The organism is Halorarius litoreus, from assembly GCF_024362405.1.
Classification (GTDB): domain Archaea; phylum Halobacteriota; class Halobacteria; order Halobacteriales; family Haloarculaceae; genus Halorarius; species Halorarius litoreus.
Genome location: NZ_CP101454.1, coordinates 2407762 through 2426953 on the forward strand (window position 1 = coordinate 2407762; position 19192 = coordinate 2426953).

At 65.9% G+C, this 19192-nt stretch carries 29 protein-coding genes and 1 tRNA gene; 27 read left to right on the forward strand and 3 right to left on the reverse strand.

From position 1 onward, the window contains the following. Nucleotides 1–29: 29 nt before the first annotated feature. On the reverse strand, nucleotides 30–377 hold the full coding sequence (locus NL126_RS12390; protein WP_255195187.1) for an SHOCT domain-containing protein: 348 nt from the start codon (nucleotides 375–377) through the stop codon (nucleotides 30–32). 111 nt (nucleotides 378–488) lie between these two features. Between NL126_RS12390 and NL126_RS12395 the strand changes: the two genes are divergently transcribed. After that, entirely contained in the window at nucleotides 489–908 is a 420-nt protein-coding gene (locus tag NL126_RS12395; RefSeq protein ID WP_255195188.1) for a hypothetical protein, read from the forward strand. 84 nt (nucleotides 909–992) lie between these two features. Then, on the forward strand, nucleotides 993–1406 hold the full coding sequence (locus NL126_RS12400; protein WP_255195189.1) for a hypothetical protein: 414 nt from the start codon (nucleotides 993–995) through the stop codon (nucleotides 1404–1406). A gap of 225 nt (nucleotides 1407–1631) precedes the next feature. On the opposite strand, the gene NL126_RS12405 is transcribed toward NL126_RS12400, so the two are convergent. Continuing rightward, nucleotides 1632–1702: transfer RNA gene (locus NL126_RS12405), tRNA-Gly, on the reverse strand. A 201-nt stretch (nucleotides 1703–1903) separates the two neighbouring features. Here NL126_RS12405 and NL126_RS12410 point away from each other — a divergent pair. The 25 genes from NL126_RS12410 (at nucleotide 1904) to secY (ending at nucleotide 16256) form a co-directional block, all read left to right on the forward strand. After that, complete coding sequence (locus NL126_RS12410; RefSeq protein WP_255195190.1) at nucleotides 1904–2791, forward strand: RNA methyltransferase; 888 nt, start codon at nucleotides 1904–1906, stop codon at nucleotides 2789–2791. 7 nt (nucleotides 2792–2798) lie between these two features. Further along, nucleotides 2799–3806 (forward strand): 50S ribosomal protein L3, encoded by a 1008-nt coding sequence (locus NL126_RS12415; RefSeq protein WP_255195191.1) that lies wholly within the window; start codon nucleotides 2799–2801, stop codon nucleotides 3804–3806. Between the two features lie 3 nt (nucleotides 3807–3809). Next, nucleotides 3810–4556, forward strand: coding sequence for a 50S ribosomal protein L4 (gene rpl4p / locus NL126_RS12420; RefSeq protein ID WP_255195192.1), 747 nt, complete (start codon nucleotides 3810–3812; stop codon nucleotides 4554–4556). Beyond that, a complete protein-coding gene (locus NL126_RS12425) occupies nucleotides 4553–4801 on the forward strand; it encodes a 50S ribosomal protein L23 (protein ID WP_255195193.1) in 249 nt (82 codons plus the stop codon). The genes rpl4p and NL126_RS12425 overlap by 4 nt, the downstream gene beginning before the upstream one ends. Nucleotide 4802: 1 nt before the next feature. Continuing rightward, a complete protein-coding gene (locus NL126_RS12430) occupies nucleotides 4803–5540 on the forward strand; it encodes a 50S ribosomal protein L2 (protein ID WP_255195194.1) in 738 nt (245 codons plus the stop codon). Continuing rightward, nucleotides 5537–5959, forward strand: a complete 423-nt coding sequence (locus NL126_RS12435; RefSeq protein ID WP_255195195.1) for a 30S ribosomal protein S19 — start codon at nucleotides 5537–5539, stop codon at nucleotides 5957–5959. The genes NL126_RS12430 and NL126_RS12435 overlap by 4 nt, the downstream gene beginning before the upstream one ends. A gap of 2 nt (nucleotides 5960–5961) precedes the next feature. Next, nucleotides 5962–6423, forward strand: a complete 462-nt coding sequence (locus NL126_RS12440; protein WP_255195196.1) for a 50S ribosomal protein L22 — start codon at nucleotides 5962–5964, stop codon at nucleotides 6421–6423. Beyond that, entirely contained in the window at nucleotides 6423–7406 is a 984-nt protein-coding gene (locus NL126_RS12445) for a 30S ribosomal protein S3 (RefSeq protein WP_255195197.1), read from the forward strand. Before NL126_RS12440 ends, NL126_RS12445 begins: the two co-directional genes overlap by 1 nt. Continuing rightward, nucleotides 7406–7621, forward strand: a complete 216-nt coding sequence (gene rpmC / locus NL126_RS12450; protein ID WP_255195198.1) for a 50S ribosomal protein L29 — start codon at nucleotides 7406–7408, stop codon at nucleotides 7619–7621. The genes NL126_RS12445 and rpmC overlap by 1 nt, the downstream gene beginning before the upstream one ends. 1 nt (nucleotide 7622) lies before the next feature. Next, on the forward strand, nucleotides 7623–7904 hold the full coding sequence (locus NL126_RS12455) for a ribonuclease P protein component 1 (RefSeq protein ID WP_255195199.1): 282 nt from the start codon (nucleotides 7623–7625) through the stop codon (nucleotides 7902–7904). Then, complete coding sequence (locus tag NL126_RS12460; protein ID WP_255195200.1) at nucleotides 7895–8230, forward strand: 30S ribosomal protein S17; 336 nt, start codon at nucleotides 7895–7897, stop codon at nucleotides 8228–8230. Before NL126_RS12455 ends, NL126_RS12460 begins: the two co-directional genes overlap by 10 nt. Beyond that, complete coding sequence (locus NL126_RS12465; RefSeq protein WP_255195201.1) at nucleotides 8230–8628, forward strand: 50S ribosomal protein L14; 399 nt, start codon at nucleotides 8230–8232, stop codon at nucleotides 8626–8628. Before NL126_RS12460 ends, NL126_RS12465 begins: the two co-directional genes overlap by 1 nt. Nucleotides 8629–8630: 2 nt before the next feature. Next, nucleotides 8631–8987 (forward strand): 50S ribosomal protein L24, encoded by a 357-nt coding sequence (gene rplX, locus NL126_RS12470; protein ID WP_255195202.1) that lies wholly within the window; start codon nucleotides 8631–8633, stop codon nucleotides 8985–8987. Then, on the forward strand, nucleotides 8984–9682 hold the full coding sequence (locus tag NL126_RS12475; protein ID WP_255195203.1) for a 30S ribosomal protein S4e: 699 nt from the start codon (nucleotides 8984–8986) through the stop codon (nucleotides 9680–9682). The genes rplX and NL126_RS12475 overlap by 4 nt, the downstream gene beginning before the upstream one ends. Then, nucleotides 9679–10206, forward strand: a complete 528-nt coding sequence (locus tag NL126_RS12480) for a 50S ribosomal protein L5 (protein WP_255195204.1) — start codon at nucleotides 9679–9681, stop codon at nucleotides 10204–10206. Before NL126_RS12475 ends, NL126_RS12480 begins: the two co-directional genes overlap by 4 nt. Then, nucleotides 10203–10382: a 30S ribosomal protein S14 gene (locus NL126_RS12485; RefSeq protein ID WP_255195205.1), complete on the forward strand. Its 180-nt coding sequence runs from the start codon at nucleotides 10203–10205 to the stop codon at nucleotides 10380–10382. Before NL126_RS12480 ends, NL126_RS12485 begins: the two co-directional genes overlap by 4 nt. Before the next feature lie 2 nt (nucleotides 10383–10384). After that, nucleotides 10385–10777 (forward strand): 30S ribosomal protein S8, encoded by a 393-nt coding sequence (locus NL126_RS12490; RefSeq protein ID WP_255195206.1) that lies wholly within the window; start codon nucleotides 10385–10387, stop codon nucleotides 10775–10777. Nucleotides 10778–10781: 4 nt separating this feature from the next. Continuing rightward, nucleotides 10782–11315, forward strand: coding sequence for a 50S ribosomal protein L6 (locus tag NL126_RS12495; RefSeq protein ID WP_255195207.1), 534 nt, complete (start codon nucleotides 10782–10784; stop codon nucleotides 11313–11315). Further along, nucleotides 11315–12049, forward strand: a complete 735-nt coding sequence (locus NL126_RS12500; protein WP_255195208.1) for a 50S ribosomal protein L32e — start codon at nucleotides 11315–11317, stop codon at nucleotides 12047–12049. The genes NL126_RS12495 and NL126_RS12500 overlap by 1 nt, the downstream gene beginning before the upstream one ends. Next, nucleotides 12046–12486 (forward strand): 50S ribosomal protein L19e, encoded by a 441-nt coding sequence (locus NL126_RS12505; RefSeq protein ID WP_255195209.1) that lies wholly within the window; start codon nucleotides 12046–12048, stop codon nucleotides 12484–12486. The genes NL126_RS12500 and NL126_RS12505 overlap by 4 nt, the downstream gene beginning before the upstream one ends. Nucleotides 12487–12488: 2 nt before the next feature. Continuing rightward, nucleotides 12489–13046, forward strand: coding sequence for a 50S ribosomal protein L18 (locus NL126_RS12510; RefSeq protein WP_255195210.1), 558 nt, complete (start codon nucleotides 12489–12491; stop codon nucleotides 13044–13046). Further along, nucleotides 13039–13674 (forward strand): 30S ribosomal protein S5, encoded by a 636-nt coding sequence (locus NL126_RS12515; protein ID WP_255195211.1) that lies wholly within the window; start codon nucleotides 13039–13041, stop codon nucleotides 13672–13674. The genes NL126_RS12510 and NL126_RS12515 overlap by 8 nt, the downstream gene beginning before the upstream one ends. After that, entirely contained in the window at nucleotides 13674–14138 is a 465-nt protein-coding gene (locus NL126_RS12520; protein WP_255195212.1) for a 50S ribosomal protein L30, read from the forward strand. Before NL126_RS12515 ends, NL126_RS12520 begins: the two co-directional genes overlap by 1 nt. Then, nucleotides 14138–14635: an uL15m family ribosomal protein gene (locus NL126_RS12525; protein WP_255195213.1), complete on the forward strand. Its 498-nt coding sequence runs from the start codon at nucleotides 14138–14140 to the stop codon at nucleotides 14633–14635. The genes NL126_RS12520 and NL126_RS12525 overlap by 1 nt, the downstream gene beginning before the upstream one ends. Before the next feature lie 139 nt (nucleotides 14636–14774). Beyond that, on the forward strand, nucleotides 14775–16256 hold the full coding sequence (gene secY, locus NL126_RS12530) for a preprotein translocase subunit SecY (protein WP_255195214.1): 1482 nt from the start codon (nucleotides 14775–14777) through the stop codon (nucleotides 16254–16256). 78 nt (nucleotides 16257–16334) lie between these two features. Here secY and NL126_RS12535 read toward each other — a convergent pair whose 3' ends face one another. Beyond that, nucleotides 16335–19112, reverse strand: a complete 2778-nt coding sequence (locus tag NL126_RS12535) for a RecQ family ATP-dependent DNA helicase (protein WP_255195215.1) — start codon at nucleotides 19110–19112, stop codon at nucleotides 16335–16337. Nucleotides 19113–19192 lie beyond the last annotated feature (80 nt).

Here is a 19192-nt window from a genome sequence, read left to right on the forward strand (position 1 = left end):
GCTGGAGCGGGAGTTAACCCTATGTGCCGTCAGTACGGTTCGGCCTCGGGGTCGACACTCTGCCGCGCGCGTTCGAGGTCCGCGTCGGTCATGAGACGGTCGAGCTGCCGCTCGAACGCCGCGTCGTCGAGTTCTCCGCGCGCGTACCGCTGCTGGAGGACGAACAGCGGGTCCGTCGTGTCGACGGGCGCGGCCGCCTGTGCCCGTCGCCAGTACGCGATGAACAGCAGCGAGCCGAACCACAGCAGGCTGTAGAACACGAGGAACGCGTCGGTGATACCGCCCTGTGCGGCGGTCATGAACCCGACCGTCCCCAGGACGAACAGGAGCAACACGGGAACCGCCAGCCGCTCTGCGGTGTGTACCAACGAACCCATACGTGCCGGTTGCTAGCAACCAACATTAACTTTCTCGGCGTCTCGGGCCCGGGCCGCCGTCGCTGGACACGCGCCACAAAACGTTTTCCGGGCCAGCGAGTACCCGCGACCATGCTGTCGTGGCTCCCTGGTGGGGACGCCGCGGTCTGGAGTGAGACCGCCGGTGTCGCCGTTCTCGCGCCGATTCTCCTCCCCATCGGCTACTACATGATGCGCTATCCGCGGAGCGCCCTCCTGGTCGGCCACGTGGCGACCGTCGAGGACGAGGCGTCGTTCACCGGGTTCGCCGTCGCCCGGAAGCAAGCAGCCGGGTTCGTCGCGGCCTCGCTCGGCGCGTCTGCGCTCTGGTTCGCCGCCGTCTCGATGGGCGTGCCGCCCGTGACGCTTCCACTCCTCGTCGTGGTTGGGGGACTCGCGTTCGGGCTCTCAGTTCGGGCCAGCGATTCCCGGGTCCAGTACCTCGGAATCGGTGTCGGCGTGGTGGCTGGCGGGTGCCTGTTGACGCTGCTGTTCGCGGTTGTGTTCGGGTGAGGCTCGCCGAGAGTTGCACTACGGTCGCTCCCGTATTAGTAACCTGCACAACACTTTTTCTCATGGTTCCCATCTAATTGAGTAGTGTACGCTGAAACGCCAAACAAAGAGGAGGTTGATTGGGTTGAAGACCGAGTCCGGGAGCTCTACAGATACGAGCGACTGAAAGATTGCGACATCGACTTTCTCCACAATCTCGAGTTTGCAGTTGAACATAGGATGTTACTTTTTGAGAGTGCGTTTCCACCGGAAGAGAGTTCCATTCAAGGTCCAACTCGAGCTTATGTGTTTGACGACGAAAATGCAGACAAAGTCGCTCTAACTGAAGACGAGAAAATCAGAATGTCGCTCCTCAAAGCGGAGGCACAGATTGAGATTCATCGGGCAAAGGGGCATCGGTTAGAGCTACGACGGGAACAGCGTAACAAGTTCGCTAACTCCATTGCTGATGCAGTGGGCAGTGTTGCTGATGCAATTGCAAGCCTCTTCGGTCGCTGATTACCTTAGCTAATCGAGATTCTCTGGTGGCGAGCGACAGGTTCGATGATTGATTACAGTCTATTTTCCGGAGGAATATCGCTGGCCAAGATTTGAACTACGGTCGGACGTGCTCGCTGACGCTGCGCGCGCCCTCCCTAGTTCAAACTCGGGGCGCATTCACCAGAAGCCTCGGTTCGCGAGCGACACGCACAGCGGTCGCTCGCTGGTCGGCTTCTGTAGAAGTGCGCTGGCCGAGATTTGAACTCGGGTTGTGACCATGGCAAGGTCACGTGATACCACTACACTACCAGCGCCTGTCTGCATTCGATTCCGAGGACGGTGATGATTAAAAGACTTCCGAATGGACTGCCCTCCGCCAGTTCGTCCCGTGTGAACCGAGCACACGCGAAACCCCTGTGAAACGCCCGCAGACGCGGGATAGAAGCGCTACCCTTTTAGGTGCGGGTATGAAAGCACCGTCACAGTCTAGTGAGCAGACGAGGAAGCGTTACGGCATGACACGCAGCGTACTCGTGCCGTCATCGTTGACCCGTGAAGCCGAAGACAAACGCGAGGCAACTCGCAAACTCGGCTACGTCGCCCGCGCGGCGACGATCTTCCGGGTCGACCGCCTCGTCGTCTACCCCGACGAATCGGGTGACGACGGCAGGTGGGGTGACGGGTTCGTCGATACCGTGCTGCGGTACGCCGCTACGCCACCATACCTCCGAAAGGAGGCGTGGGGGAAGCGGGACGAACTGGAGTACGTGGGCGTGCTGCCGCCGCTCCGCGTCCGCTCGCAGACCGGCTCCGGATCGAACGATTCGGGGTCGTTAAGACAGGGAATCGTGACCGAGGTCGGATCTGACGACCGCGTTCGGGTCAATTGCGGACTGCAACACCCGGTCTCGCTCGTGGTCCCTCCAGGAATGGAGGTCCACGAGGGGGAGCGCGTCACAGTCAGGGTCTCTTCGCGACGGCCGGTCCGCGCACGCATCGTGAACGAACCCCCACCGGGGTATCAGGTGCTACGCGAGGGCCTTTCCGCGTCGCTCGCCCGCGACGACGCCGGCGTCCGTATCGCCGCGTCTCGCCACGGCGAGCCACTGTCCGTGGCACGGCTCGACAGTCTCGTCGAGCGCACACGGACGGGTATGACGGTCGTCTTCGGCGCCCCAGAACGGGGACTGCCGGAGATACTGGACGTGGAGCCGGGCGCAGAGACGATACCGTCGGACGCTCACGCGGCCGACGGGGACGACAACACGTCGGCGGAAGCCGACACCGACGAACCGTACGGACGGTTCGACCTCTGGCTCAACACGGTTCCGAACCAAGGGAGCGAGGTCGTGCGAACCGAGGAGGCGATGTTCGCCACCTTAGCTTCCCTCACACTGGAGTGAGACCAGAATGCCACAACCAAGCAGACCACGCAAAGGCTCGATGGGCTTCGGCCCGCGCGTCCGTGCGGCGAGTGAGGTTCCGCGCTTCAACTCGTGGCCGGACGACGACGGACAGCCCGGGCTCCAGGGATTCGCTGGCTACAAGGCCGGCATGTCCCACGTCGTGATGATCAACGACGAGCCCAACTCTCCCCGCGAGGGGATGGAGGAGACCGTCCCTGTCACGGTCGTCGAGACGCCGTCCATGCGCGCGGCGGCCCTTCGAGTCTACGAACAGACCCCGTACGGCCTCCGGCCGCTGACCGAGACCTGGAGCGAGGAGCTCCACGAGGACCTCGGTCGCGCGCTGAGTGCGCCGCAGGAGAACAGTTCGGACGTAAGCGCAATCGAGGACGCTCTGGAGGCGGGCAAGGTCGACGACGTTCGCGTCGTCACCCACACCGTCCCCGGCGACCTCAAGAGCGTCCCGAAGACGAAGCCCGACGTGATGGAGACGCGCGTCGGCGGCGGCTCCATCGAGGAGCGCGTCGAGTTCGCCCTCGACCTCATCGAGGACGGTGGCGAACACGCCGCCACGGACGTGTTCCGTGCCGGCGAGTACGCCGACGTCGCGGGCATCACGAAAGGCAAGGGCACCCAGGGTCCCGTCAAGCGCTGGGGCGTCCAGAAGCGGAAGGGCAAGCACGCCCGCCAGGGCTGGCGGCGCCGCATCGGCAACCTCGGCCCGTGGAACCCCTCGCGGGTTCGTTCCACCGTCCCCCAGCAGGGGCAGACGGGCTACCACCAGCGCACCGAGCTCAACAAGCGTATCATCGCGCTCGATGACGACGAGGTCACCCCCGACGGTGGCTTCGTCAACTACGGCGAGGTCTCCGGCGAGTACGCGCTCGTCAAGGGCTCGCTGCCGGGCCCGGACAAGCGCCTGCTGCGCTTCCGTCCCGCCGTCCGACCCAACGACCAGCCGCGCCTCGACCCCGAGGTTCGGTTCGTCTCCACCGCATCGAATCAGGGCTAATCCATGAAGGCAACAGTACGCAACCTGGATGGCTCGGACGCGGGCGAGGTGGACCTGCCGGCCGTCTTCGAGACGGACTTCCGGCCGGACCTCATCAAGCGCGCCGTCCAGGCCGCCCAGGCCAACCGACGCCAGGACTACGGCACCGACGAGTTCGCCGGTCTCCGCACCCCCGCCGAATCGTTCGGCTCGGGGCGCGGCATGGCGCACGTCCCCCGCTCGAACGGGCAGGGGCGCCGCGTCCCGCAGGCGGTGAAGGGCCGCGTGGCCCACCCGCCGAAAGCGGAGAAGGACCGCGGACTCGAGATGAACACCAAGGAGCGCAAGCTCGCCGTCCGGTCGGCCATCGCGGCCACCGCCGACGCCGAGCTCGTCGCCGAGCGCGGCCACGCGTTCGACGACGACCTCGAGATCCCGCTCGTCGTGAGCGACGAGTTCGAGGACCTCGTGAAGACCAAGGAGGTCGTCGCGTTCCTCGAAGCGGTCGGCGCCCACGCGGACGTCGAGCGCGCGGACGACGGCAAGACGGTGCGTGCGGGCCGCGGGACGTCCCGTGGCCGCAAGTACAAGGAGCCGACGTCCATCCTCTTCGTCACGTCGAGCGAGCCCTCGAAGGCCGCCCGCAACCTCGCGGGCGTCGACGTCGCCACCGCGGCGAACGTCTCCGCCGAGGACCTCGCGCCCGGCACCGCGCCGGGGCGGCTGACGGTGTGGACCGAGAGCGCACTGGAGGAGGTGGCCGAGCGATGACGATCAAGTACCCGCTCGTCACCGAGAAGGCCATGAACGACATGGACTTCCACAACAAGCTCCAGTTCATCGTCGACGAGACGGCCCACAAGCCGGACATTCGCGACGCGATTCAGGACCAGTTCGACGTCGTCGTCACCAGCGTGAACACGCAGATGACGATGAACGGTACGAAGAAGGCCGTCGTCACGCTCTCCGCGGACGACGACGCGCAGGAAGTCGCCTCGCGCATCGGGGTGTTCTGAGATGGGACGACGCATCCAGGGACAACGACGCGGCCGCGGCACGCCCACGTTCCGGGCGCCGTCGCACCGCTACAAGGCAAACCTGTCGCACCGCAACGTCGAGGACTCCGACGTCGTCTCGGGGACGGTCGTGGACATCGAGCACGACCCCGCGCGCAGCGCGCCCGTGGCGGCCATCGAGTTCGACGACGGTGACCAGCGACTCGTGCTTGCGCCGGAAGGCGTGGGCGTCGGCGACACCATCCAGGTCGGTGTCTCCGCGGAAGTCGCAGTCGGGAACACGCTCCCGCTCGCCGAGATCCCGGAAGGGGTCCCGGTGTGCAACGTCGAACGCCAGCCCGGTGACGGTGGCAAGTTCGCCCGCGCGTCGGGCGTCAACGCCACCCTGCTGACCCACGACCGGAAGGTCGCCGTGGTCCAGCTCCCCTCGGGGGAGGTCCGCCGCCTCTCGCCGGAGTGCCGTGCCACCATCGGCACGGTCGCCGGCGGTGGCCGGACGGAGAAGCCGTTCGTCAAGGCCGGGAACAAGCACCACAAGATGCGCGCACGCGGCACGAAGTGGCCGAACGTGCGCGGGGTCGCGATGAACGCCGTCGACCACCCGTTCGGTGGCGGTGGGCGTCAGCACCCCGGCAAGCCGAAGAGCGTCTCCCGCAACGCGCCGCCGGGCCGGAAGGTCGGTGACATCTCGTCCCGACGCACGGGCCGCGGTGGCAAAGGAGGGAACAAGAACAAATGAGCACGGACTACCAGACCGGCCGCGAGGGTGAGTTCACCTACCGTGGCTACACGCTCGACGAGTTGCAGGAGATGGAGCTTGACGAGGTAGCCGAACTGCTCCCCGCTCGCAAGCGGCGAAGTATCACGCGTGGCCTCTCGACGGAGAAGCAGAAGCTCCTCGAGAAGGTCGAGGGTCGTGGCGAGGAGGAGACCGCGAACAACCCCATCCGGACGCACCTGCGGGACATGCCCGTCCTGCCGTCGTTCGTGGGGCTCACGTTCGCCGTCTACGACGGCCACGAGTTCGAACGCGTCGAGGTGGCACCCGAGATGCTCGGGCACTACCTCGGCGAGTTCGTCCTCACGCGAACGTCGGTCGAACACGGACAGGCCGGCATCGGGGCCACGCGCTCCTCGAAGTTCGTGCCGCTCAAGTAATCATGGGAATCAGCTACTCAGTCGACGCGGACCCGGACACGACGGCGAAAGCCATGCTTCGGGAGCGTCACATGAGCCACAAGCACAGCAAGGCCATCGCCCGCGAGATCAAGGGCAAGACGGCGAGCGACGCCGTCGAGTACCTCGAAGCGGTCGTCAACGAGGAGCGGTCCGTCCCGTTCAAGTCCCACAACTCCGGTGTCGGTCACCGGAAGGACATCGAGGGCTGGGACGCGGGTCGCTACCCGAACAAGGCCTCGAAGGCGTTCCTCGACCTGCTCGAGAACGCCATCAACAACGCCGACCACCAGGGGTTCGAGGGTGAGTCGATGACCATCAAGCACGTCGCCGCCCACAAGGTCGGCGAGTCGCCGGGCCGCAAGCCCCGTGCGTTCGGTCGCGCCTCGCCGTGGAACACGCCGCAGGTCGACGTCGAACTCATCCTGGAGGAGGTCGAAGAATAATGGCCGACGAACACCAGTTCATCGAGCAGGGGCTCCGTCGCACGCAGATCGACGAGTTCTTCGCCACCGAGCTGTCCCGTGCCGGCTACGGCGGGATGGAACTCGCGCAGACGCCGATGGGCACGCAGATCGTCCTCAAGGCCGAGAAGCCCGGGATGGTCATCGGCAAGGGCGGGAAGAACATCCGCAAGCTCACCACCCAGATCGAGAAGAAGTTCGACCTGGATGACCCGCAGATCGACGTGCAGGAGGTCGACGAACCCGACCTCAACGCACAGATCGTCGCCGACCGACTGGCCAACGCGCTCGAGCGTGGCTGGTACTTCCGGAAGGCCGGGCACACGACCATCGACCGCATCATGGACTCCGGCGCCCTCGGCGCCGAGATCGTCCTGAGCGGGAAGGTCACGGGTGCGCGCTCGCGCGTGGAGAAGTTCAACCGTGGCTACATCAAGCACAACGGCGAGCCCGCCGACACCATCGTCGACCGCGGTGACGGCACCGCCGTCATGAAGCTCGGCACTATCGGCGTGCAGGTGCGGATCATCCCGCCGAACGCCCAGCTCCCCGACGACTTCGAGATCGCGGAGGACGCGAACGTCGAGGAGTTCATCGAGGAGGCCGACGAGGGCGTCGACGACCTGCTCGCCGAGGCCGACGAGGCGCTCGACGAGGAGGTCTCGGCCGACCCCGAGGACCTCGAAGAGCCCGCCGAGCCCGCGACCGACGTCGCGGAGGAGGAGCTCGTCGACGAGGACGTCGACATCGAGGAGGGTGCCGCGGAGACGGCCCCCGACGAGGAGCCCGTCGAGGCGGAACTCGACGACCTCGAGGAGGAGATCGACGATCTCGACGAGGAGACCGAGGCGGAAGCCGAGGAGCTCATGGACGAGATGGACGCCGCAGAGGAGGAGGAGGCCGAGGAGGCCGACGCCGACGCGGCCGAAGACGAGGCTGACGACGACGAGGAGGTCGAGGAATAATGGCCATCCTGCACGTCGAAGAACTCCGGGACATGACGCCTGCCGAGAGGGAGGCCGAACTGGAGGACCTCGAGACGGAACTGCTGAACTCGCGTGCCGTGCAGGCCGCGGGTGGCGCCCCGGAGAACCCGGGTCGCATCAAGGAGCTTCGCCGCACCATCGCGCGGATCAAGACGGTCCAGCGCGAGGAAGGCGACTTCGCGGACGAGGAATAGCATGAACCCGACCACCCTGCCCCGACACGAGCTCGCCGGCCTCCGAGTGGAGGTAGTCGAGTCGCCGAACGCCGACCTCGTCGGCCTCGGTGGCGTCGTCGTCGACGAGACGACCAACACGCTGCTCGTCGGGACGGGTGCCGGGACGAAACAGGTGCCGAAGGCGGCCGCGACGTTCCGCTTCACGCTCGACGATGGCCAGCAGGTCATCGTCGAGGGTGAACGGCTCGTCGCCCGACCCGCCCGACGCACGGAAACCACAGCTACCAGCAAATGGCGCTAGGACTGAACGTATCGGAACCTGAGGAGACCTGTGCCGACCCCAACTGCCCGTTCCACGGCGAACTCGCCGTGCGCGGTCAGACGGTGATCGGCCGGGTCGCCTCCACCGACATGGACAAAACCGTCGTCGTCGAACGCGAGTACGACGTCAAGGTGCCGAAATACGACCGTCTCATGAAGCGACGGTCCCGTATCTCGGCGCATCACCCTGACTGTATCGACCTCGCTGTCGGCGACACGGTTCGTATCGCAGAGACCCGACCGCTCTCGAAGACGAAGACGCACGTCGTCGTCGAGCGCGTTGCCGAAGAGGGAGGTGACGACTGATGGAGGCACTCAACGCCGACGTCACGCAGGGCCTCGAGAAAGGCTCGCTCATCACGTGTGCCGACAACACCGGCGCACGTGAACTGAAAGTCATCTCCGTCTCCGGCTACTCGGGCACGAAGAACCGACACCCCAAGGCCGGACTCGGTGACAAGATCACCGTCTCCGTCACGAAGGGGACCCCCGAGATGCGCCGCCAGGTGCTCGAAGCCGTGATCATCCGCCAGCGGAAGCCGATCCGCCGGCCGGATGGCACACGGGTCAAGTTCGAGGACAACGCGGCGGTCATCGTGGACGAGAACGAGGACCCGCGTGGGACCGAACTCAAGGGTCCCATCGCGCGTGAGGTGGCCGAGCGGTTCGGCAGCATCGCCAGCACGGCGACGATGATCCTCTAACAATGACGCGACAGCCAGACAAAGAACGAACCCGGAAACGGCGCGCCCCGCTCCACGAGAAGCAGCGGCAGGTCCGTGCACACCTCTCGGAGGACCTCCGTGAGGAGTACGGCCAGCGCAGCGTTCGCGTGAACGAGGGCGACACCGTCGAGGTACAGCGCGGTGACTTCGCCGGCGAAGACGGCGAGGTCATCAAGGTGGACCTCAAGGACGCCATCGTCCACGTCGAGGACGTGACGCTCGAGAAGGCCGACGGCGAGGAGGTGCCGCGGCCGCTCGACGCCTCGAACCTCGTCGTGACGAAGCTCGACCTCTCGGACGACAAGCGCGAGGCACGCCTGGAGGCAGATAACGAATGACGCGACACCAGAAGCGACTCTCCGTCCCGAACTCGTGGCCGGTCGAGCGCAAGGAGGGCACGTTCACCGTGAAAGCGGGCGCGGGCCCGCACGGTGAACAGGGCGTTCCCCTGCTCATCATCCTGCGCGACGTCCTCGGGTACGTGGACTCGAAGAAGGAAGCACGGTACGCGCTGGGGCAGGACTCCGTTCTCGTGAACGGCGAGCCCATCAGCGACGAACAGCGACCCATCGGGATGTTCGACATCATCTCGTTCGTGGAGCGCGAGGAGTTCTACCGCGTGTTCCCCGACGAGGGGGGCCGCCTCTCGCTCACGCCCATCGACGCCGACTCGGCCGGCTCGCGGCTCGGGAAGGTCACGGGCAAGCGGCAGGTGCCCGGTGGCGACACGCAGCTCACGCTGCACGACGGCACCTCGCTCATCGCGAAGGACGACTCCATCGACGTCAACGACTCCATCGTCGTCTCGAACGAGGACAAGGACGTCGTCGCGCACTTCCCGTACGAGGAGGGCGCACTCGTTACTGCTGTGGCTGGCACGCACGCCGGCGACATCGGCACCATCGACGAGATCCAGGTGACGGCGAGTTCCTCGCCGAACAACGTCCTGGTCGAGCGCGACGAGGACCGGTTCGAGACCATCGAGGAGTACGTCGTCGTCATCGACGAGAACTTCACGGGTGATGACGAATGAGCTCCGAGGCTGACACCGAGTTCCACGAGATGCGCAAGCCGCGCGTGGAGAAGGTCGTCGTCCACATGGGCGTGGGCGTCGGCGGGCGCGAGCTCGCGAACGCCGAGGACATCCTGGAGGAGATCGCTGGCCAGCGTCCCGTTCGGACGCAGGCGAAGCGCACCCTGCAGGACTTCAACATCCGCGAGGGTGACCCGATCGGCGCGAAGGTCACGCTCCGCGACGAGCAGGCCCGCGAGTTCCTCGAGACGGCCCTGCCGCTCGCGGAGATCTCGCAGCGCCAGTTCGACCAGTACGGGAACTTCAGCTTCGGTGTCGACGAGCACACCGAGTTCCCGAGCCAGGAGTACGACCCGAACATCGGGATCTACGGGCTCGACGTGACCGTCAACCTCGTGCGGCCGGGCTACCGGGTGCACAAGCGCGACAAGGCGAGCCAGCAGATCCCGCGACGACACCGACTCAACCCCGAGGACGCCGCGCGGTACCTCGAGAGCGAGTTCGACGTGGAGGTGCACGAATGAGCGAATCCGAGACAGAACAAGAGACGGGTGAGCAGGCCGCGAAGCGAACCGGCCAGCTCCACGAGTGCCAGCGCTGCGGCCGAAAGCAGGGTCTCGTCGGCAAGTACGACATCTGGCTCTGCCGCCAGTGCTTCCGCGAGATCGCCCGTGACATGGGATTCAAGAAGTACAGCTAACCATGGCGGACAACGATCCACTGGCCAGCGCGCTCTCCGGCATCGACAACGCCGAAGGCGTGGGCCACCTGACACACACGGTAGAGCCCGCCTCGAACGAGATCGGCTCCGTCCTCGAGGTCCTCGCGGACCGCGGGTACGTCGACACGTTCCAGTTCGTCGACGACGGAAAGGCCGGCCGCTTCGAGGTCGAACTGAAAGGCGCGATCAACGCCTGTGGCGCGGTCAAGCCGCGGTACTCCGCGGCGGCCGACGAGTACGAGAAGTGGGAGAAGCGGTTCCTCCCCGCCCGTGACTACGGGGCACTCGTCGTCACGACCAGCCACGGGATCATGAGCCACTACGAGGCCCGCGAAGCGGGCATCGGTGGCCAGGTTATCGCATACGTCTACTAGAACAATGCGAAAGGAAATCCAGATACCGGACGACGTCACCGCGACGCAGGACCACCTCGATCTCACGGTCGAGGGGCCCGAAGGCAGCGTCACGCGGCGGCTCTGGTACCCCGACATCAGCGTCTCGGTCGACGGCGACACGGTCGTCGTCGAGTCCGAAGACACGAACGCGAAGACGAACGCGACGGTCGGGACGTTCGAGAGCCACGTCACCAACATGATCCACGGCGTCACCGAGGGGTGGACCTACCAGATGGAGGTCTTCTACTCTCACTTCCCGATGCAGGTGGAGGTTCAGGACGACACGGTCGTCATCAAGAACTTCCTCGGGGAGAAGGCGCCCCGACGTGTCCCCATTCACGGCGACACACAGGTCCAGGTGGACGGCGAGGAGATCACGCTCTCCGGACCGAACATCGAGGACGTCGGGCAGACCGCCGCGGACATCGAACAGCTCACCCGCGTCCAGGGGAAGGACACGCGTGTCTTCCAGGACGGGGTCTACATCACCGAGAAACCGAAGCGAGGTGAGGCCTGATGGCAGACGATGAACAGGAAGTCGACGCTGAGACAGAGGGACCGCAGGAGCTGACCGACATCAGCGGCGTCGGGAACGCGAAGGCCGCGGCCCTCGAAGGCGCCGGCTACACGACCGTCGAGGACGTGAAAGCGGCCTCGCAGTCCGAGCTCGCCGAGGTCGACGGCATCGGCAACGCGCTCGCCGCGCGTATCAAGGCCGACGTCGGGGGCCTCGAAGTCTCCGAGGAGACGGAAGCCGAGGTCGAAGACGAGACCGAGGAAGCGGTCGAAGAGGCCGAGGAGGACGTCGAGACGGAGCTCCAGCCGCGCGGGCTCGTCGACAAGACGCCCGACCTCTCGGAGAACGAACAGCGCCTGCTGACCCAGCGCAATCGGGTCGGCAAGCCGCAGTTCAACCGCCAGGACTACCACAAGAAGAAGCGGACGCCCACCTCGTGGCGGCGTCCCCGTGGTGGCCTCTCCAAGCAGCGGCGGGGCATCAAGGGCAAGGGCCCGAAGGTCCAGGCCGGCTACCGCACCCCCACCGAGGTCCGCGGGCTTCACCCCTCGGGCTTCGAGGAGGTCCGCGTGGAGAACACCGACGACCTCGAAGGCGTCGATGGTGACACGCAGGCCGTCCGCATCGGCTCGACGGTCGGCGCGCGCAAGCGCGAGGCCATCGAGGAGCAGGCAGAAGAGCAGGGCATCCGCGTCCTGAACCCCACCTACGTCGAAGTGGAGGTCGAGGAATGACTGACCTGAAAGCACAGAAGCGACTCGCCGCTGACGTCCTCGACGTCGGGAAGAACCGCGTCTGGTTCGACCCCGACCGACAGGCCGACATCGCCGACGCGATCACGCGCGAGGACATCCGCGAACTCGTCGACGAGGGTGCGATCACCTCGGAGGACGCTCGCGGGAACTCCCGTGGTCGCGCCCGCGAACGGGCCAAGAAGCGCGCCTACGGCCACCGCAAGGGCCAGGGGAAGCGCAAGGGGAAGAAGGGCGGTCGCGCCAACTCCAAGCAGGACTGGCAGTCTCGCATCCGTGCGCAGCGGCGCACGCTGAAGGAACTCCGCGACGAGGGCGAACTCGACGCCTCCGAGTACCGGTCGCTGTACGACCAGGCCTCGGGCGGCGAGTTCGACTCCATCGCGGACCTCGAACGCTACATCGAGAACAACTACTGACAATGGCAACCGGACCACGATACAAAGTGCCGATGCGGCGTCGCCGCGAGGCACGAACGAACTACCACCAGAGGTTGCGCCTGTTGAAATCGGGCAAGCCCCGGCTGGTCGCTCGCAAGAGCAACCAGCACACCAGGGCGCAGCTGGTCGTCACCAGTCCGAACGGTGACGAAACGGTGGCGAGTGCGACCTCGAACGACCTCGCGGACTACGGCTGGGAGGCCCCCACGGGCAACCTGCCGGCCGCGTACCTGACGGGCCTGCTGGCGGGCAAACGCGCGCTGGAGGCTGGCCTGGAGGAGGCCGTACTCGACATCGGACTCAACACCGCTACGCCGGGTAGCAAGGTGTTCGCAGTACAGGAGGGCGCGATAGACGCCGGCCTGGAGATTCCGCACAACGACGACGTGTTCGCCGAGTGGGACCGCACGCGCGGTGGCCACATCGCCGAGTACGCCGAGTCGCTGGACGAGGGTCTCTACGGCGGCGACTTCGACGCCACGGACCTACCCGCGCACTTCGACGAGGTGCGCGAGACGCTACTGGAGGACAATGAGTAACCGAGGCTGGGAGCCGCAGACGCGGCTCGGACGAAAGGTCGCTGAGGGCGATATCACCGACATGCGGCAGGCGCTCGAATCCGGGCTCCCGCTGAAGGAGCCGGAGATCGTAGACCAGCTCCTGCCGGGGCTCGAGGACGAGGTCCTCGACATCAACATGGTCCAGCGGATGACCGACTCCGGCCGCCGGGTGAAGTTCCGGTGTGTCGTCGTCGTCGGCAACCGCGACGGCTTCGTCGGCTACGCCGAGGGCCGTGACGACCAGGTCGGTGGTGCCATCCAGAAGGCCATCGGCATCGCCAAGCTGAACATCATCGACGTCTCCCGCGGCTGCGGGAGCTGGGAGTGTGGCTGTGGCCGCCCGCACACGGTGGCGCTGCGCACGACCGGCAAGGCCGGCTCCGTCGAGGTCGAACTCCAGCCCGCGCCGCGCGGACTCGGGCTCGCCGGCGGGGAGACGGTCCGGCACGTGCTGGACCTCGCCGGCATCGAGGACATCTGGACCCGCTCGTCGGGCAACACCCGCACGACGGTCAACTTCGCGAAGGCGACGTTCAACGCCCTTCGCGCCACCAGCGAGGCGCGCGTCCCACAGCGTGCCCGCGAGAAGCGTGAGGTGATCGAGTGATGGAGGCGCTCGTCCAGCTCCGCGGTGAGGTGAACCAGAGTCAGGCCGTGCGCGACACGCTCTCGATGCTGAACCTCGGCCGCGTCAACCACTGCGTGCTCATCCCCGAGCGCGACACCTACCGCGGGATGATCACGAAGGTGAACGACTGGGTGGCTCACGGCGAGCCCTCGGTCGAGACGGTCGAGCTGCTCATCGCGACCCGCGGCCGCCCTGCCGAGGGCGACGCCGACGTCGACGACGACTGGGTCGCCGAGCACACCGACTACGACGACATCCCCGCGCTGGCGGAGGCGCTGGTCGCCGACGAGACCACCCTGCAGGAGCAGGGGCTCTCGCCGACCCTCCGGCTCCACCCGCCGCGTGGCGGCCACAAGGGCATCAAACACCCCTCGAAGGAGGGAGGGGCCCTCGGCAAGCAGACGTCCGAGGAGATCGACGACCTCCTGCGAGAGATGCGATAATGAGCTCCAAGAAACGACGCCAGCGCGGTTCGCGGACGCACGGCGGCGGCTCGCACAAGAAGCGTCGCGGCGCCGGCCACCGTGGCGGCCGCGGGCGCGCGGGCCGCACGAAACACGAGAAGGCGAACTACCCGCCGCGGAAGAAGCACGGGTTCAACCGCCCGCAGAAGACCCACACGGAGGTCGAGACCATCAACCTCCGCGATCTCGACGAGGACATCGTCCTGTACGTCGAGAGCGGGGTCGCCGAGGAGTCGGGCGACGGCTACGCCATCGACGCCCGTGACGTCGTCGAGGACGGCCACGAGGTCGACGTCGTGAAGGTCCTGGCCGCGGGCCAGGTCCACAACGCGCTCGAGGTCACCGCCGACGCGTTCTCCGCCGACGCGGAGGAGAAGCTCGTCGAGGCCGGTGGCGAGGCGGTCCTCACCGAGCACGGTGAGGAGCTCGCCGCCGAGGCCGAGGCGGCCGACGCGGACGACGAAGACGGCGAGTAACGCCCCCGAGTTCTCTCGTTTCTGCCCGGTCGGTGAGCGACAGCACCGGCGTCCCGTGTCGTGATTGGGTGGCGGTGTCACGCACCGTGGGCGAGACGAAGAAGATACATACTCCCAACCAGAAGGGTCGACAATCGCAATGAGTTGGAAAGAGACCGCCGAACCGGTACTCTCGCGGATGCCCAACGTGGCCCGCCCGGAGGGCCACGTCCCGTTCCGCCGCAAGCTCGGCTGGACGGCTGGCGTCCTCGTGCTGTACTTCTTCCTCACCAACGTCTTCCTCTACGGTCTGGGGGCGGGCAGTGAGGACGCGTTCGGACAGTTCCGCTCCATCCTCGCGGGTGGACAGGGTACCATCTTGCAACTGGGCATCGGGCCGATCGTCACGGCGTCCATCGTCCTCCAGCTGCTCGGCGGTGCCGACCTGCTCGGGCTCGACACCAACGACCCCCGCGACCAGGTGCTCTACCAGGGGCTCCAGAAGCTGCTCGTGGTCGTGATGATCTGTCTGACCGGCCTGCCGATGGTGTTCGCAGGGAGCTTCCTCCCGGCGAGCCAGCAGGTCGCTACCAACCTCGGCGTCAGCCTCGGGGTCGTGAAGTGGCTGATGTTCGCCCAGATCTTCATCGGCGGCGTCCTCATCCTGTTCATGGACGAGGTCATCTCCAAGTGGGGCGTCGGCTCCGGTATCGGCCTGTTCATCATCGCCGGTATCAGCCAGCGACTCATCGGCGGGTTCTTCTCCACGCCGTTCCTCGGCAACCAGACCGGGTTCTTCTACGGCTGGTACCAGATCATCACCGGGCAGGCCGACCTCGGCCCGGTGCTCCAGCCCTCTGGGCTTCAGGGCCTGCTCATCGGCCCCGGCCAGCTGCTGTTCCTGGTCACGACGGTCCTCATCTTCGTAGTCGTCGTCTACGCCGAATCCGTCCGCGTCGAGATTCCGCTCTCGCACGCTCGGGTGAAAGGCGCGCGCGGTCGCTTCCCGGTGAAGCTCATCTACGCGTCGGTCCTGCCGATGATTCTCGTTCGCGCGCTGCAGGCGAACATCCAGTTCCTCGGCCGCATCCTCAACGCCCAGTGGCAGGGGATGCCCGGCTGGCTCGGCACCTACCAGAACACCGCATCGGGGGCGGTCCCGGTCGACGGGCTGTTCTACTACCTCGCGCCCATCTACTCGTTCCAGGACTGGATGTGGTTCGCGGGGTTCACCTCCGCGGAGCCGTGGCAGGTGCTCATCCGCATCGCCATCGACCTGACGTTCATGGTCCTCGGCGGGGCGGTGTTCGCCATCTTCTGGGTCGAGACGACCGGGATGGGCCCGGAGTCGACCGCCAAGCAGATCCAGAACTCCGGGATGCAGATTCCCGGCTTCCGGCAGTCGCCCGGCGTCATCGAGAAGGTCCTCGAACGCTACATCCCGCAGGTGACGGTCATCGGCGGCGCGCTCGTCGGCCTGCTCGCCGTCATGGCGAACATGCTCGGCACCATCGGCCAGGTCTCCGGCACGGGGCTGCTGCTGACGGTCTCCATCACGTACAAGCTGTACGAGGAGATCGCCGAAGAGCAGCTCATGGAGATGCACCCGATGATGCGCCAGATGTTCGGCGGCGGTTCCTGACCATCCCATCCTTCCGTTCTTTCGACACGTAGCGACAGTGCTGCCCGTTCGTATTTCGGGCCGCTGGACTCCTGCCTCTCAGTTCGAACGTGACGCCAGCGCAAACGGGTAGACCGGTCCGCTTCCCGCGTCGCGCAGTCGGCCACCGACTTCGGTGAGGGTCCACCGGGAGTAGACAGTGTCATCGACAAGCAGAACAGGACCGTCGGGAATCGGTGTACCTCCCTCGACGGCGAACGCGCCACGGACGTTCTCACACTGTGCTTGACTCCCATTCACCTCGCGCTGTGACTGTTTCGTGTCCGCCTGGGTCACACAGTCGACGAACGAGAGGCCGAGACGGTCGGCGAGACGCTCTGTAAACTCCTTAACGAGTCCAGGATTCGAGGTCGATGGGACACAAGCGACCCAGGTCGGGGTGGGATCGGGCGACCAGTCCTCGCGGATGAGGTCGGCAGCAGCCCCGACGAGGTCGTCGTCGAAGCGGCCGTCGTGGACACCTGTCTGCACGCGTTCACCCCACGCAGGGTCGTCCCAGGCGGAGAGCGCCCGCCCGGGCGAGAGCCGTCTGTCGTCGTCGATGGCGGTTCGACGGCCTGATTCGGTGTATGTCATTTTTCGCGGCGTGAGAACGCTCCGCCCCTCGGCGCGGAAGTGGTCGACTGCGGCCTCGACGAGCGCCTCATCGTTGACGGTTCGGGGAACGATGTCGCCCGCGCAGTTAGCACACCGACCACAGTCCGACTCGAGTTCGCCGTCGAGTTCCTCGGCGATGTACCGCATTAGACACTCGTCGGTCTCGACGAACGACTTCATCCGATCGAGTTCCGCCCAGCGCTGGTCGGTAATGGCGTCGTAACGCTCGGCGTCGTACCGCCACGCCTCGTCGGTCCGGACGAAGCCATCCTCACGGCGGGAGATTGCACCCTCGACATCCAGAATGTCGAGGCATTTTCGGGCGGTTCCGGTTCGGACTTCGTCGACGTACTGGTACACGTTCCATCCGTGGAGGGAGTCGGGGTTGGCCTCAACGGCCTCGAGAACTGTCTCGAACGCGGATTCGGGGGGGAAGGCGTTCTCGATAAAGAACTCGGCGATCTCGTCGTCGCTCTCGCCCGCGAGGAGGACGGCGGTCGCCGATTCGAGGTTCCGGCCTGCCCGCCCGATTTCTTGATAGTAGCGGATGAGGTTTGGTGGACGCTGAAAGTGATAGACGAAGCCGAGATCGGGTTTATTGAACCCCATACCGAGCGCACTGGTCGCCGCGAGAGCGTCCACTTCGTTTTCTTGGAGAAGGTGTTCGAGTTCGCGGCGTTCCTCGCCATCCAGTCCGCCGTGGTACGACCGGACATCGAGTCCCTGCTCGGTCAGCCAGGAGGCTACGAGGTCGGCGTCACGGACTGTCAGACAGTAGACGATGCCGGAGGGGCCGTCGGGGTCGGCGTTCTCAGCCAGCCATGCGAGGCGCCGCTCGCGGCTGTCGAGATGTATCGCCTGGAGGCGGAGGGACTCGCGCAGCAACGAGCCGCGGAGTACGGTGAGTTCGGGCAACTGATTTGTGATATCGTCGACGACGCGGTCGTTGGCGGTCGCAGTCGTCGCGGCAACCGGCACCTCGGGGTCAAGCCGGGTGATGATGTCTCGAATGCGGCGGTAGTCCGGTCGGAAGTCGTGGCCCCAGTCGGAGATGCAGTGTGCCTCGTCGACGACGAGCATCCCGAAAGCCTCCTCCATCCGACCGAGTACCTCACGCTGAAACTCGCGGTTGGCGAGTCGCTCGGGCGAGACGAGCAACAGATCACACGTCCCGTCGACGACTGACTGGTTGATACGGTTCCACTCGTCCTCGTTGTTGTGGTTGATGGCCTCGGCTTGGAGGTCGAACTCGGCCGCGGCGTCGGCGACTTGGTTGCGCATCAGTGCCAGAAGTGGGCTGACAATGAGGGTCGGGCCGGCGCCGCGCTGGCGAAGCAACCGCGTCGCGATGAAGTAGACCGAACTCTTGCCCCACCCGGTCCGCTGAACGAGGAGGAGTCGGTCACGGTCGTTGACGAGCGCGTCGATTGCCTCCCACTGGTCGGGCCGGAACTGGGCGTCCGCGCCGACGCCTTCGCGGAGAAGCGAGAGGGCTTCCTGACGCTCCGTACGGTTCGCTGTGCGTCTCTGGTCGCTACCCTCCCGTGTGTCTATCTCACCTCCGGTGCCCGCGCGTTGCTCGGCTTCGTCGGCCGATCCATCTGTTTCGCCCTCTCCGTCGTCGGCTTCTGCCCTGTCATCGCCCGGTGGCGGTGAATGCGGTGGCCCTTCCGGTTCGGCACGTCTCCCCTCGTTGGCCACCGCTCGTGCGCTGTCACGCACGGCCTGCGTGGTGCTCTCATCGATGTAGCTCAGGTCGGTGAGTTCAGTAACGGTCGCTTCCACGACATCCTCGACTCGCTCGTACCCACCCTGATAGAACGGATACAGATCGCCGTACGAGTGCCCCTGCGCCCGTAAGTCGAACACAGAGCCTTCAGCATCCTCGAAGATGGCGCGGAGCGCGCGAACCTTCGTCCCGTACGTTCCCATCTGCCAGGCGAACTCGGAGAACGCCTCGAACACTTCCTCTCGCGTCGCCCGTGTCTCGGCGGCAACGGCCACGAATACGGTGTCGAGGTCGCCACACAGCTCTTTGGCCCCCTGTTTCAGACACGGCGCCGCCCAGGCGCTTACGCTATCGGCCCGTTCGAGGTCAGTTCCTGCCGCGTTCGCCACGTCTGAGACCGTCTGGAACCCGGCGACACGAAGGCCCTTGGCGCGGGTTTCTCCAACCGCAGGGATGTCGGTCAGGAGCACCTCTTGTCCGTTAGTCGTCATCTAGCAGAGGCTGCGAAGTGCCAGGTCATTAATGCTGTGTAGAACGTATCTCGGGCTTCCTCGATTCTGTTCGTCTTCAC